The organism is Acidaminococcus nyctereutis, from assembly GCF_052216985.1.
Taxonomy (GTDB): Bacteria; Bacillota; Negativicutes; order Acidaminococcales; family Acidaminococcaceae; genus Acidaminococcus; species Acidaminococcus fermentans_A.
The window spans coordinates 82,797-95,884 of sequence record NZ_JBQOUY010000008.1 but is presented as its reverse complement, the minus strand read 5'-3'; the positions used below and the strand labels follow the sequence as shown (position 1 = coordinate 95,884).

At 53.6% G+C, this 13,088-nt stretch carries 10 protein-coding genes; 8 read left to right on the top strand and 2 right to left on the bottom strand.

Translation table 11 applies throughout. From position 1 onward, the window contains the following. Positions 1-188: 188 nt before the first annotated feature. The gene (locus ACTUHY_RS05985; RefSeq protein ID WP_442826990.1) at positions 189-1,550 is read right to left on the bottom strand and encodes an APC family permease; all 1,362 of its coding nucleotides are present in this window, start codon (positions 1,548-1,550) and stop codon (positions 189-191) included. Positions 1,551-1,815: 265 nt separating this feature from the next. Beyond that, positions 1,816-3,045, bottom strand: a complete 1,230-nt coding sequence (locus ACTUHY_RS05980; RefSeq protein ID WP_442826989.1) for a MalY/PatB family protein — start codon at positions 3,043-3,045, stop codon at positions 1,816-1,818. Between the two features lie 275 nt (positions 3,046-3,320). Between ACTUHY_RS05980 and ACTUHY_RS05975 the strand changes: the two genes are divergently transcribed. From ACTUHY_RS05975 to ACTUHY_RS05940, 8 genes are all read left to right on the top strand, one after another. After that, a complete protein-coding gene (locus tag ACTUHY_RS05975; RefSeq protein WP_442826988.1) occupies positions 3,321-4,025 on the top strand; it encodes a helix-turn-helix domain-containing protein in 705 nt (234 codons plus the stop codon). Positions 4,026-4,134: 109 nt separating this feature from the next. After that, positions 4,135-5,016 (top strand): DMT family transporter, encoded by an 882-nt coding sequence (locus tag ACTUHY_RS05970; protein ID WP_442826987.1) that lies wholly within the window; start codon positions 4,135-4,137, stop codon positions 5,014-5,016. Between the two features lie 10 nt (positions 5,017-5,026). Next, on the top strand, positions 5,027-6,160 hold the full coding sequence (gene hemW / locus ACTUHY_RS05965) for a radical SAM family heme chaperone HemW (RefSeq protein WP_442826986.1): 1,134 nt from the start codon (positions 5,027-5,029) through the stop codon (positions 6,158-6,160). A gap of 109 nt (positions 6,161-6,269) precedes the next feature. Further along, a complete protein-coding gene (gene hrcA, locus ACTUHY_RS05960; protein WP_442826985.1) occupies positions 6,270-7,310 on the top strand; it encodes a heat-inducible transcriptional repressor HrcA in 1,041 nt (346 codons plus the stop codon). A gap of 10 nt (positions 7,311-7,320) precedes the next feature. Next, positions 7,321-7,929 carry a nucleotide exchange factor GrpE gene (grpE, locus tag ACTUHY_RS05955; protein WP_442826984.1) on the top strand — a complete coding sequence of 203 codons (609 nt, stop codon included), beginning with the start codon at positions 7,321-7,323 and terminating at the stop codon, positions 7,927-7,929. A 52-nt stretch (positions 7,930-7,981) separates the two neighbouring features. Then, a complete protein-coding gene (gene dnaK / locus ACTUHY_RS05950) occupies positions 7,982-9,841 on the top strand; it encodes a molecular chaperone DnaK (protein ID WP_442826983.1) in 1,860 nt (619 codons plus the stop codon). Positions 9,842-9,863: 22 nt separating this feature from the next. Continuing rightward, a complete protein-coding gene (gene dnaJ, locus ACTUHY_RS05945; protein ID WP_442826982.1) occupies positions 9,864-11,030 on the top strand; it encodes a molecular chaperone DnaJ in 1,167 nt (388 codons plus the stop codon). A 284-nt stretch (positions 11,031-11,314) separates the two neighbouring features. Beyond that, positions 11,315-13,081, top strand: coding sequence for a ShlB/FhaC/HecB family hemolysin secretion/activation protein (locus ACTUHY_RS05940; RefSeq protein ID WP_442826981.1), 1,767 nt, complete (start codon positions 11,315-11,317; stop codon positions 13,079-13,081). Positions 13,082-13,088 lie beyond the last annotated feature (7 nt).

Sequence of the window (13,088 nt, the reverse complement as noted above, 5' to 3'; positions counted from 1 at the left end):
TAAAAAGCTGAGTTTTGGGGGGAAGGGGGAAGTATACCCTTTTTCTCTTGCCTTTTACTGCCAGGAGTAAAAAGAGACAACAAAAAAGGAGCTGTGAAGAAATGAATCCTCATTTCTTCACAGCTCCATTTTTTGTCATACGTGGATGGCGGAGAACTTCCCTTAAGGTCAGTTCTTTTTTTATGCTGTTACCCATTCAAGGTCTCTGTCCTGATGATTTCTTCTTTCCGCTCTTCTAAAATCCTGCGGTCCACATTTCCCACTTTCAGGGAACGCCAGCTGAGAGCAAGAGGCACCACAAGGACAATTACAGCCACGATGGCATCTTTGAGGGCCATGTCTTTCAGGAGAGTGATGCCCACTAACAGGGCGCTGATGCCGCCCAGGATACAGCACAGTTTGTAGAGCCAGAGAGGGCAGCGGATGGAACGTCTGGCGAACTGCTCCGGGTATTTCTCCGGAATCTTTATGCAGGCCGTGTTCAGATAGGCGTTGATGAACATGCAGGGAATCATCAGCATACTGATTACATTGTTGAAATCCATACCAGTCAGGATGGGGATGGCGGCCAGGATGTACACAAGGGTGAAGGCACCGTAGGGATATCCGTCCTTTGCCTTTCTTCCAAAGAATCCCGTCAGCCATCCGTCATCGGCCATGGAAGCCAGGGGTTCACGGATCATAACCAGGACGCCCAGGAAGGAAGAGGCAATGGCGCAGGCACCGCCGCCGATAATGAAAAACGCAAATAGAACAGGATTCAAAAAAGCGGAAGCCACCACACTGAGGTTCTGGTTGGCCACTTTGTCATAAGGCAGTACACCGGCTGCCACATAGGACATCAATCCATAGACCACTGAAACAACTGCACAGGTTACCAAAATCCCCAAAGGAATCGTAAGTTTCGGGTTCTTTGTAATCCGTGCTACGCCTACAGGTCCCATGGTGGTTCCCTGGCAGGCAAACCCCATGATGGCAATGGCACTGATCACACCGCTCATTCCGCCGTGGACAAAGCCTCCATCAGCGGCAGGGCTGAAGAAAAAGGCGGGATCCACATGGGGGACGCCCAGAACGATGAAGAGAAACAGGGCAATCAGGAGGAAGGCCGTTGCTGTATTCTGGAATATGGTGACGATCCGGTTGCCCCGGATCGTCAGCAGAAAATGGACTGTCAGAATTACCATACTTGTGATGGATGTATGTTCTCCCAAAACAGGCCAAAGACTGCTTAAATAGCTGGTCAGAGCCAAAGAATATCCGGTAATCCCAAAGGCCCACATTACGTTAGTCCATCCGCCATATCCAGTGAGCACCGGCGGCAGCATCATGCCTCTCATACTGTAGTCGCCGCCATTGACCACAAAGATACTGGAAAGAGCCAAATTGTACCAGTAGGCGAATAACATATAGAATACACCAATCAGCGTAACCACCAGGACGGACCTGCCCGTCATGCCAATGGCTGAGCCCAGTGTCACAAATATGCCGGATCCGATGGCACCGCCGACTCCCAATCCAATAATATTCACAAGACCGATTTTTTTCATCTGCTCGCTGCTCATTCTTTTTCTCCTCGTATAATATTTTTGTGAGAAAGATAAAATCCGTATGCACTCCCTGCAGTTTCCTTTGTCAATTTCAATATTTGCAGTAAGTTCTGTCTTTTTAAAAAAGAGAAAAAATCCACCTCTTCAAGCAAGAAATCCATATGATTCCGGAACGCTGCTGTCGGAACAGGAATTTTGCGGACTCCTGTTCCAACTGCAGAATTCTTTCAGGAAAATGTGCAGGTGAAATGTGCAGGTGCGTACCTTAGCCTTTTTCTGCTTCTCTTTTGAGGACAGCATCGCAAATTCTGTCCAGTCCTTTTTTAATGGTGGCCTTCGGCATTGCCAGGTTCAGACGGATAAAGCCTTTTGAATTATCTACAAAGAGGGAATCCCCGCCTTCCAGCAGGACGCCCGCCTGGTTGGCCATGAAGTCGGGAATATTCTCCACATCTCCCAGATACGGGTTCATATCCACCCAGGCCAGATAGGTTGCCTGAGGAATCCTGAACACAATCTTCGGCAGTCTTTGGGCCAGGGTGTCCTGGACCAGCTTGAAATTTCCATCCAGATACGCTTTCAACTGATCCAGCCATTCATATCCGTGCTGGTAGGCCGCTGTGTGGGCCGCAATGGAAAGGGGATTCACGTTCATGGCGTAGGTATCAGTATACTGTACATAGAGTTTTCTCAGGCTTTCATCCCGAATGATGATTTCTGCAAACATCATCCCTGCCATATTGAACGCTTTGGAAGCGGAGGTGCAGGAAATCAGCTTTTGGTAGCCGGGCATGATCTTTGCCATGGGGATATGGTGTTCTCCCTGGCGCAGCAGGTCGCAGTGGATTTCATCACTGATGATCCACAGGTTGTGTTTTTCCACGATGGCAGCAACTTTCTTCAGTTCTTCCTCCGTCCAGACGCGGCCTGTGGGGTTGTGGGGGTTGCACCAGATGAGAAGTTTGGTCAGCGGGTTGGCGGCATCTCTTTCCAGTGCATCAAAGTCGATGGTCCAATTGCCTTCTGCATCGCGTTTTAGTTTGTTATGGATGGCGTGTTTGTGCTTGTAATCGATGGGATGCTGGAAATACCCGTAGGCAGGGGTGTTGATGATGGCATATTCATGGTCGGTGAGCAGCAGTTCCACCAACTGGTACAGGGCGGGAATGATTCCCAGGGAGAAGCAGATTTCTTCTTTCGGATAAGTCCAGCCGTACATTTTCCGGTTCCAGGCATTATAGGCCTCATAAAAATTCGGTTCAAAAACCTGGCTGTAGCCGATGATTCTCTTGTCGGCACGGTCTTTGATGGCCTGGATGATGTCCGGGCACATGGCAAATTCCATATCGGCCACCCACATACGGATAAATTCTTCATCTTTAAAGGGGAACTTCTTTTTGCCTTCATAGTCATGGAAAATATAGCCTCGGAAACCATCCGTGTTCAGGGCATTGGTATGACGCCGTTCCACATATTCATCAAAATTATATTGCATGGTAAAAATCCTCCTTGAAAACTGTTTATTTTCCAACGATTTCGTTCAAGGAGTCTGGCCAGAATCCTCTTAACGTCTACATGCGCATTATAGCGCAGAGGCTAGAGCCTGTAAAAAGAAGGAAAGTTTCTTAATATGAAACTTTTAATCCGTTATGTTTCACCTGAGTGGATTTTTTTACGCATCTCATGATATAATTATCTGAAATTATGAAATAATTGTTGGATTTATGAATTTGTTGATTTATAGGAAACAACAGACGGAGGTCTTTCAGTATGATGATCAGGGAAGAAATCGGTAAAAAGATCAACATTTACCGGCGGGCGAAAAAAATGACCTTGGAGGAACTTTCCCAACGGGTCTGCAAAAGCAAGTCCACTCTTTCGAAATATGAAAAAGGGGCTATTTCCATCGATATCGAAACTTTGTACGATATAGCTTCCGCACTGAATATCCATGTGGAGCAGCTGCTGTATATCACGCCCCAGGAAGGAAATCTTCAGAATGATGCGGCCTGTCCTGCATTTTTTAAGGATCTTTCCCGGTTTTATGCTTATTATTTCGATGGAAGGGACCACCACCTTGACCGCAGCGTGTTCGATGTCCTTTCCAGGGGGGAGGAAGGGAAATACCGCCTCATGATGTATATGAATTTCAAAAATTATGATTCCTATCAGGAATGTGAAAATACGTACTGGGGCTATATCCAACACTTTGACGCTATGTCAAGGATCACGCTGACCAATAAAGATACGCCCATGGAAAATGTCATCATCCAGGTGCTGGCCTCTTTCCTGGATTCTCCTGTGAAATGGGGCCTGTTTACAGGATTTTCCTCCCGTCCCATGATGCCGGTGGCTTTGAAAATCCTTCTGAGCAAGCAGCCCCTCAAAGAAGAGGAATCCCTGGTCAAGAAACTGAAAGTTTCCCGGGAAGATGTGCGCAACCTCAAACACTATAACATGCTTTCCGTGACATGATTCCAATCCTGCCACCGGCAGGGGCAGAAACGATTCCCTTTGCAGCCACCCTTTTTTGTGGTATCCTTTTTTTATTAGCCATGAACATGAAAAGGGGAAAGCTTTGAATATGGAACGAATGAAAGGAAACCTTCTTCTGCTGCTGACGGCCCTGATCTGGGGCAGCGCTTTTGTGGCCCAGAGCGTGGGCATGGACTATGTGGGGCCTTTTACTTTCAACGCCGCCCGGAACCTTTTGGCCACCGGAGTCCTGGTGCCGGTGGTACTGGCTTTTGGGGGAAAACACCAGGGCAATCTGTGGCAGCGGCTGCGGCCCGATGCCGTGACGGTGAAGGCGGGGCTGTGCTGCGGGGTCATCATGGGGGTGGCCAGCAACCTCCAGCAGGTGGGGATTGCCCAGACCACCGCCGGGAAGGCCGGGTTCATCACCGCCCTGTACATTATCCTGGTGCCCATCCTGGGCTGGTTCCTGGGGCGGACGGTGCGGAAGATCCTGCTTTTGTGCGTGCCCATGGCCCTGGTGGGATTCTATCTGCTTTGCGTCACCGGGGATTTCACCATTTCCTTCGGGGATTTCCTGGTGTTCCTGTGTGCGGTGTTCTTTGCCCTCCACATCCTGTGTGTGGACCATTTCCTGCTGCAGGGGGCCAGCGGGGTGCGGGTGGCCTGGATCCAGTTCGCCATGACCTTCCTGGTCTCCCTTTTGGGGGCCCTGGTGTGGGAAACCCTGCCCGCCGCCGGTCTGGGCCCTGCCCTGTGGGCGGCTCGGTGGCCCCTGCTGTATACGGCGGGGCTTTCCAGCGGGGTGGCCTATACCCTCCAGATCGTAGGGCAGAAGTACACCGACCCCACCACCGCCACCCTGATCATGAGCCTGGAATCGGTGTTTGCGGTGCTGGCCGGGTGGCTGTTCCTGGGAGAAGTGATGAGCGTCCGGGAAATCATCGGCTGCGGGCTGGTATTCGCCGCCGTGCTCCTGGCCCAAATCTAAGGAGGAAAAAATGCTTCAGCCCTGGGAATCTTATCAGGCGGTCTATGTCCACATCCCATTCTGTGTCCATAAATGTGCCTACTGCGATTTCGCTTCTTATCAGATTTTCAATGAACATATTATGAGCGACTATGCCCGGCGTTTGGTGGAGGAAATCTCTGCCTGGACGCCGGCTTTGCCGGTTTCGCCTACCGCTACCGTGTATTTCGGCGGAGGGACCCCCAGCGTGCTGCCCCTGGATGACCTGGAAAAAGTGGTCACGGCCCTGAAGGAGCGGGGATTCTGGCAGCAGCCGGCAGAAGCCACCCTGGAAGCCAATCCGGGGACGGTGGATCTGGCGAAGCTCCGATTCTATCGGCAGCTGGGCTTCGACCGGCTGAGCCTGGGGATCCAGTCCTTCCAGCCTGCAGAACTGGCCGCCATGGGACGGATCCATACGGCAGAAGATGCGGAAGCGGCCATCGCCCTGGCCCGAGAAGCCGGCTTCCAGCGGATTAGCGGGGACCTGATCTACGGGTATCCCGGCCAGACGGTGGCAAGCGTCCAGGATTCCCTGGAACGGCTGCTGAAAACCGGGGTGGACCATGTGTCCGTCTACGGCCTCACCGTGGAAGAGGGGACACTGCTGGCCAAACAGCTCCGGGAGGGGGAAGCTGCTCTGCCTTCGGAAGACGAAACAGGGGCCATGTACGATTTCCTCATGGAAGCGCTGCCCCAAGCCGGCTACCAGCGGTACGAGATTTCCAATTTCGCCCGGCCCGGCCAGGCATCCCGGCATAACCAGGTGTACTGGCATTACGATCCCTATATGGCCTTCGGGGCGGCCGCCTGCCGGTTCGACGGAAAAATCCGGGAGACCAATCCTCGGAATCTCCAGGCCTATCTCCAGGGGGCGCGTCCGGAGCGGGAAATCCTCACCTCCGAAGACCGTCGGGCGGAACTGGCCTTCATGAACCTGCGGACTGCCAAGGGACTGTCTTTGCAGGAATTCGCCCAGCGGACAGGAGAAGATTTCTTTCATATATATAAAGAAGGCTTTGCCCATTGCAGGGAACATGGCTGGATCGCCCGGGAAGGAGACCGGATCCATCTGACGGAACAGGGGATGCAGTACGGCAATCTGGCTTTTGAGGAATTTCTGTAAAAAGAAAAATATTTTCTGCAAATCTATTGACAATTTGACTAAAGAGGTGTATCTTTACACTTAGATGTTAGCACTCCAACCATTAGAGTGCTAACAATCGAGAAGAGAGATGATTACAGTGCTAAGTGACCGCAAGAAAAAAATCCTTCAACTGATCATTGAAGATTATATTGAAACGGCTGAGCCTGTAGGATCTCGCAGCATCGCCAGGAAATACAATCTGGGGATCAGCCCGGCAACCATCCGGAACGAGATGTCCGACCTGGAACTGTTGGGTTATCTGGAGCAGCCCCACACTTCGGCAGGACGTGTCCCGTCAGCGGCTGCCTATCGGTACTATGTGGATTCCCTGGCCAAACCGGATGCCCTGGCGCCCAATGATGTGGCGCTGATCAACAGCTGGTTCCGGGAACGGGTCCACAGCATCGACGATATCTTCCAGTCCACCGCCAAGATCCTGTCACGGATGAGCAAGAACGTGTCCGTGGTACTGGCCAACAAGGACAGCGAAAGCGTCTTTTCCTACTTGCGCTTCCTGCCCCTCAACGAGCACCAGGCCATCCTATGCATCGTGGCCAATGACGGGCGGATGGACAACAGTGTGATCCAGATCCCGGCTGGCATGAGCCGCCTGGAAATGGACACCCTGGCCCAGCGGGTGACCAACAGACTCCATGGGATGAAGCTGGACGATATCACAGACCAGATCCTGAAAGACGTCCGGGATGCCCTGGCTGGGGACAAAGCCCTGTATGCTTCTCTGATCCAAGTGGTCAGACAGATGCGGAGCGGCCAGCAGGAGAACAAGATGTACCTGGGCGGTACCAAACAGCTGCTCAACCAGCCGGAATTCAAGGATCCGGAACGGATCCGAGAGCTGCTGAGTGTGCTGGAGGAAGAGCAGATGCTGAAGGATATGCTGATGGCCGACAAAGACTCCGGTCTCAAGGTGACCATCGGCAGTGAAAACAAATTTTCCGGCATCCAGGACTGCAGCATGATCCAGGCCACCTACCGGCTCAACGGACAGGTGGTGGGGACCCTGGCTGTCCTGGGACCGACCCGTATGGAATACCGGAAGGTGATTTCCGTGATGGATTACCTCCACAACTACCTGCGGGTGGTCATGAATAAAATGGATGAAAAGTAGGGGAGGACCAATGAAAGAGGAGCAGCAGAAGAACCCGGAAACCGTGAAGGCAGAAACGGCCCAGGCCGAGACGGAGGCAGAAGAAACCGCGGAACAGGCCAAGACGGCAGGAGCCGGAGCGGCTGACGTGAAAGACGAAAAAGCAGCGGAACCCGATCCCAGAGACGAAAAGATCGCCCAGCAGGAAAAGCAGATTGCTGAACTGCAGAACAGGCTCCTGCGGCTGCAGGCCGATTTTGACAACTTCCGGAAACGGAACAATGAAGAACGGGAACGGCTAGGCCGGTATGTCACCGGACAGGTGGCCCGGGAATTTTTGAAGGTGCTGGATAACTTCGAGCGGGCGGAAGCCAGCCTGGAAGCCAGCAAAGACGGAGAAGCCCTGAAGAAAGGCATGGGGATGATCCACAAGCAGTTCGAAAAGGCTCTCCAGACCCTGCATATCGAAGAGATCCCGGCGGAAGGCAAACCCTTCGATCCCCAAATCCACGAAGCCGTCATGCAGGGCAGCAATCCGGATCTGCCGGATGAAAGCATCGATCTGGTCCTGGAAAAGGGCTATAAGATCGGGGACGACGTGATCCGCCATTCCAAGGTGCGGGTCGTCCGGAACGATTGAAGATAACGTGTTGAACGATTGATAATTCCAGATTTGACAGGAGGAATTCATTATGTCTAAGATTATTGGTATTGACTTAGGGACCACCAACTCCGTAGTCGCTGTGATGGAAGGCGGCGAACCTACAGTTATCACCACCCAGGAAGGCGGCCGGCTGACTCCTTCCGTGGTTGGCTTTACGAAAAACGGGGAAAGACTGGTAGGCCAATTGGCCAAACGCCAGGCTGTATCCAACCCGGAACGGACCATCAGCTCCATCAAACGGCACATGGGCACCAAATACACCGTGACTATCGATGGCAAGAGCTATACGCCGGAACAGATTTCTGCTATGATCCTGGAAAAGATGAAAGGCGATGCAGAACGGTATCTGGGTGAAAAAGTCACGGAAGCCGTCATCACCGTACCGGCTTACTTCAACGACAGTCAGCGGCAGGCCACCAAGGATGCAGGCCGGATCGCCGGACTGGATGTAAAGCGGATCATCAACGAACCCACGGCTGCCGCTCTGGCTTACGGCATCGATAAATCCGACGACCATACCATCCTGGTCTATGACTTGGGCGGTGGCACTTTCGATGTGTCCATCCTGGAACTGGGCGACGGCGTGTTCGAAGTGAAGTCCACCAACGGGGATACCCATCTGGGCGGCGATGACTTCGATAAACGCATCATGGACTGGATGTGCGATGAATTCAAGAAACAGAATGGCATCGACCTGACCGGGGACAAGATGGCCATGCAGCGGATCCGTGAAGCGGCTGAAAAAGCCAAGATCGAGCTGTCCAATATGCTGACCACCAATATCAACCTGCCCTTCATCTCTGCAGGCCCTAACGGCCCGCTCCATATGGACCTGGATCTGACCCGGGCCAAATTCGATGAAATGACCAGCGACCTGGTAGACCGGACCATCGTCTGCGTCAACAAGGCCCTGAGCGACGCCAACATGACCCCGAAAGACATCAACAAGGTCCTGCTGGTCGGCGGTTCTTCCCGTATCCCTGCGGTGCAGGAAGCCATCAAACGGACCATGGGACAGGAACCGGCCCATGGGGTGAACCCGGATGAATGTGTGGCTGTAGGGGCTGCTATCCAGGCCGGTGTACTGGCTGGGGATGTGAAAGACGTCCTGCTGCTGGATGTGACGCCGCTGTCCCTGGGTATCGAAACCATGGGCGGTGTGATGACCAAGATCATTGACCGGAACACCACCATCCCGACCTCTAAGAAACAGGTATTCTCCACGGCTACCGACAACCAGCCCTCTGTGGATATCCACGTCCTCCAGGGCGAACGGGAAATGGCTGCGGATAACAAGACCCTGGGCCGTTTTGAACTGTCCGGCATCCCGGCTGCTCCTCGGGGAATCCCTCAGATCGAAGTGGCTTTCGACATCGATGCCAACGGCATCGTAAACGTCAGTGCCAAAGATTTGGGCACGGGTAAGGAACAGAAGATCACCATTACTTCTTCCGGCAGCCTTAGCAAGGAAGAAGTGGATAAGATGGTCAAGGAAGCCCAGGCCAACGAAGCCGCTGACAAGAAGCGGAAGGAAGCGGTAGAAGCCAAGAACCAGGCCGATACCCTGATCTACCAGGCTGAAAAGACCATCAAAGATATGAACGGCAAGGGCCATGACGACCTGATCAAGAAAGTCCAGGATGCCATCGGCACCTTGAAGGAAACCATGAAGGGCGACGATACCGACAAGATCAAAGCCGATACGGAAGCCCTGCAGAAACCCCTGTATGAACTGAGCGCCGAACTGTACAAGCAGAACCAGGGCACAGCCCAGGGTACTGCCGGTGCCAACGCCAATGCCGGTGCAGGCGCCAATGCAGGGACCGAAAGCAAGAAAGCCGACGACGATGTAGTGGATGCTGAAGTCGTGGACGACGACAAGAAATAAGCTTTCCTAGAGGGAGATACGGATGGCAGAGAAGAGAGACTACTATGAAGTGCTGGGCGTTTCCAAAGACGCTACAGCCGACGAGCTGAAAAAGGCTTACCACAAACTGGCCCGGAAGTATCACCCTGACCTGAACAAAGACAATCCGGAAGCAGCGGATAAATTCAAAGAGGCCAACGAAGCCTACAGCGTTCTCAGTGATCCCCAGAAGAGAGCGGCCTATGACCAGTACGGCCATGCCGCTTTCCAGAACGGGGGAGGACCTGGCGCTGGGGCCGGCAATCCCTTCGGGGGCGGGTTCCAGGGCTTCGGCGGTTTCAGCGGCGAAGGCATGGACGACATCTTCAATATGTTCTTTGGAGGTGCCGGACGAGGCGCCGGCCACCGGGCCGATAACGGTCCCCGGCAGGGAGCCGACCTGCGGATGGATACCCAGATCACCTTTGAAGAAGCGGCCTTTGGTACGGAAAAGAAAGTGCCTTTGAACCGGGAAGAGGAATGTGAGACTTGTCACGGTTCCGGTGCTGCCCCCGGCAGTACGCCGGAGACTTGTCCGGACTGCCATGGGACCGGGGAGATCCGGGTCACCCAGAATTCTCTCTTTGGCCAGGTGGTCAATGTCCGGACCTGTCCCAAATGCCATGGGACTGGGAAAATCGTCACCCATCCCTGTAAGGACTGCCACGGCACAGGCCGGGTGAAGAAAAAACGGGTGCTGACCGTGAAGATCCCTGCCGGAGTGGACAATGGTTCCCGTCTGCGGGTGGCCGGAGAAGGGGAAGCTGGGATCCGGGGCGGACGCCCTGGGGATCTGTATGTGTACCTGTATGTGAAACCCCACAAGTTCTTTGAACGGGAAGGCACCACCGTCACCTGCGAAGTGCCCATCAACATCGTCCAGGCGACCTTGGGGGCGGAAATCGAGGTTCCCACCCTGTATGGCAAGGTGAAGGTGAAGATCCCGGAAGGGACCCAGCCCAATAAGATCCTGCGCCTGAAGGGGAAAGGGATCGTATCCCTGCGGACGGGCCAAAAGGGAGACCAACTGGTCCGGATCAAAGTGGTGATCCCTACGAGACTCAGCGATGCCCAGAAAGAAGCGCTGCGGAAATTCGGCGAAGCCGGAGGAAGCAGCATCAATCCGGAAGAGAAGAGCTTCCTGAACAAAATCAAAGACCTGTTTAAGTAAGGTCAGGTTGGAGTAAACGGACAACGGAGCTGTGAAGAAATGATGATTTATTTCTTCACAGCTCCGTTTTTTTGTCTATATGAAATTTTAGTATAGACAAAAACGGTCACTTGAAAAGAATTTATGAACATCAGATGTTCAAACAAAAAATCAGACAAGAATAGTGGATATTCAGTAATGATTCGTATATAATATAAAAACATAAAATAGATACGAAACTATACTAGTGAAAAATAATTCTTTACAATTACTTTTACAGGATAGTTTAAGGAGAGTATATGATTATGAAAAAACACTGGAATCCAATGATCAGGGCTGCTATTGCCCTGAGTCTGGGCGTCTTGCCTACGGCTGTGGCAGGAGCAGCACCCAGTCAGGAAGACGCAGCAGCCCTTCGGACTGTCCGGCAGCGGCAGAGTGATGCTACCATGCTCCAGAACGAGGCACGGAACCGGGCCCGGGCGGAAGCCCAGCGGGCCGTCTCGGCCGCCGGTCAGATCGCCATCGAAGAAACAGAACGGCCCAAACTGGACCTGCCGGATACCCTGAAGGTCCAAGTGAACGGATTCAAGATCACCGGCCAGGATGTGATCCCGGAAGCGGAGCTCCAAGCCCTGCTGGCGGATAAAAAAGGCCAGCTGCTTTCTTTTAAAGACCTCCAGGACGGGGCTGACACCCTGACTCGGTACTTCCGGAGCAAAGGGTATCTGGTGGCCCATGCCTACCTGCCGGTGCAGAAGATCAATGATGGGATCGTGGAATACGCTGTCACCGTAGGGACCTTGGACGGCTTCACTCTGAACAATCACACCAAGATCCATCTGGGGGCCCTGGAACGGGAAACCAACTTCCTGAAGAAGGAAAAATATCTTACCCAGGACAGCCTGGAACGGGCCGTATGGCTCCTGACCGACCTGGCAGGGGCTGATGCCAAGGCCACCCTCCAGAAGGGATCCAAGCCTGGCAGCGTCCATGTGGTGCTGGAAGTGGATGAATACAAAGGCAAACAGGGACTCTTCACGGCCAGCAACTACGGCAGCCGGTCCATGGGGTACAACCAGTATTCCGTGAATTACAACTTCCTGAACCTGGCCCACGAAGGGGATCATCTGATGGCCAATGTCTCCACTTCCGGCCGGAAGATGTTCGACTGGGGCTTGAACTACACCCTGCCGGTGATCCGGGACGGGTGGCGTTTCTCTGCCGGATACAACGTGCTCAGCTACGATTTGGGAGATGAATTCGCCCAGTACGATGGGGTGGGCCACTCCAAGGTGGCATCCCTGGGGATGGATTATGCCATCCGCCGGAGCCGGAAGCACAATCTGTACGCCGGGGTCCGCTACGAACACAGCGACATCAAAGATGAATACCGCCGGATCTGGAATTCCACCTACGGAGACAAGAACGGGGATGCAGGGATTCTGTCCCTCTATGGGGACGATGAAGATACCCTGGGGTCCACTGATTGGCGGGTGGAATACAAATGGGGGAACATCACCAATGATGCTTTCTATTCTCCCGATATCTACACCCAGTGGCTGGCCGGCAGCCCGCGGACCAACGGCACCTACCACAAGGCCACCGGCTACATCCAGCGGCGGCAGAACCTGGACGGCCGGACGTACCTGCTGCTGACCGCCCGGGGCCAGTACGCCTTCTCCAACCTGGATTCGTCCGAACACTTCTACCTGGGAGGTCCTTACGGGCTGCGTGCCTATCCCACCAGTGAAGGCTCCGGGGATACTGGATATCTCACAAGGGCGGAACTCCGCTGGCTGCTGCCGCTCAAGAAACAGGACCAGCAGCTGCACTTGGCCTTCTACCTGGAACATGGGGGCGTGTGGATGAATCATGACAGCAGTCTGACCCCTGCCGGGGAAAAGAACCATCGGAACCTGCAGGATGTGGGCGTCGGGCTGATCTGGTCCCGGTATCAGGACTGGTTTATCCGGGCAGACTATGCCTGGAGATTGGGAGCCGAGGAACCGGTCAGCGACACCAGCCATAAGAACGGCCATTTCTGGCTGACCGGCGGCGTGTACTTCTAAGAGTTGA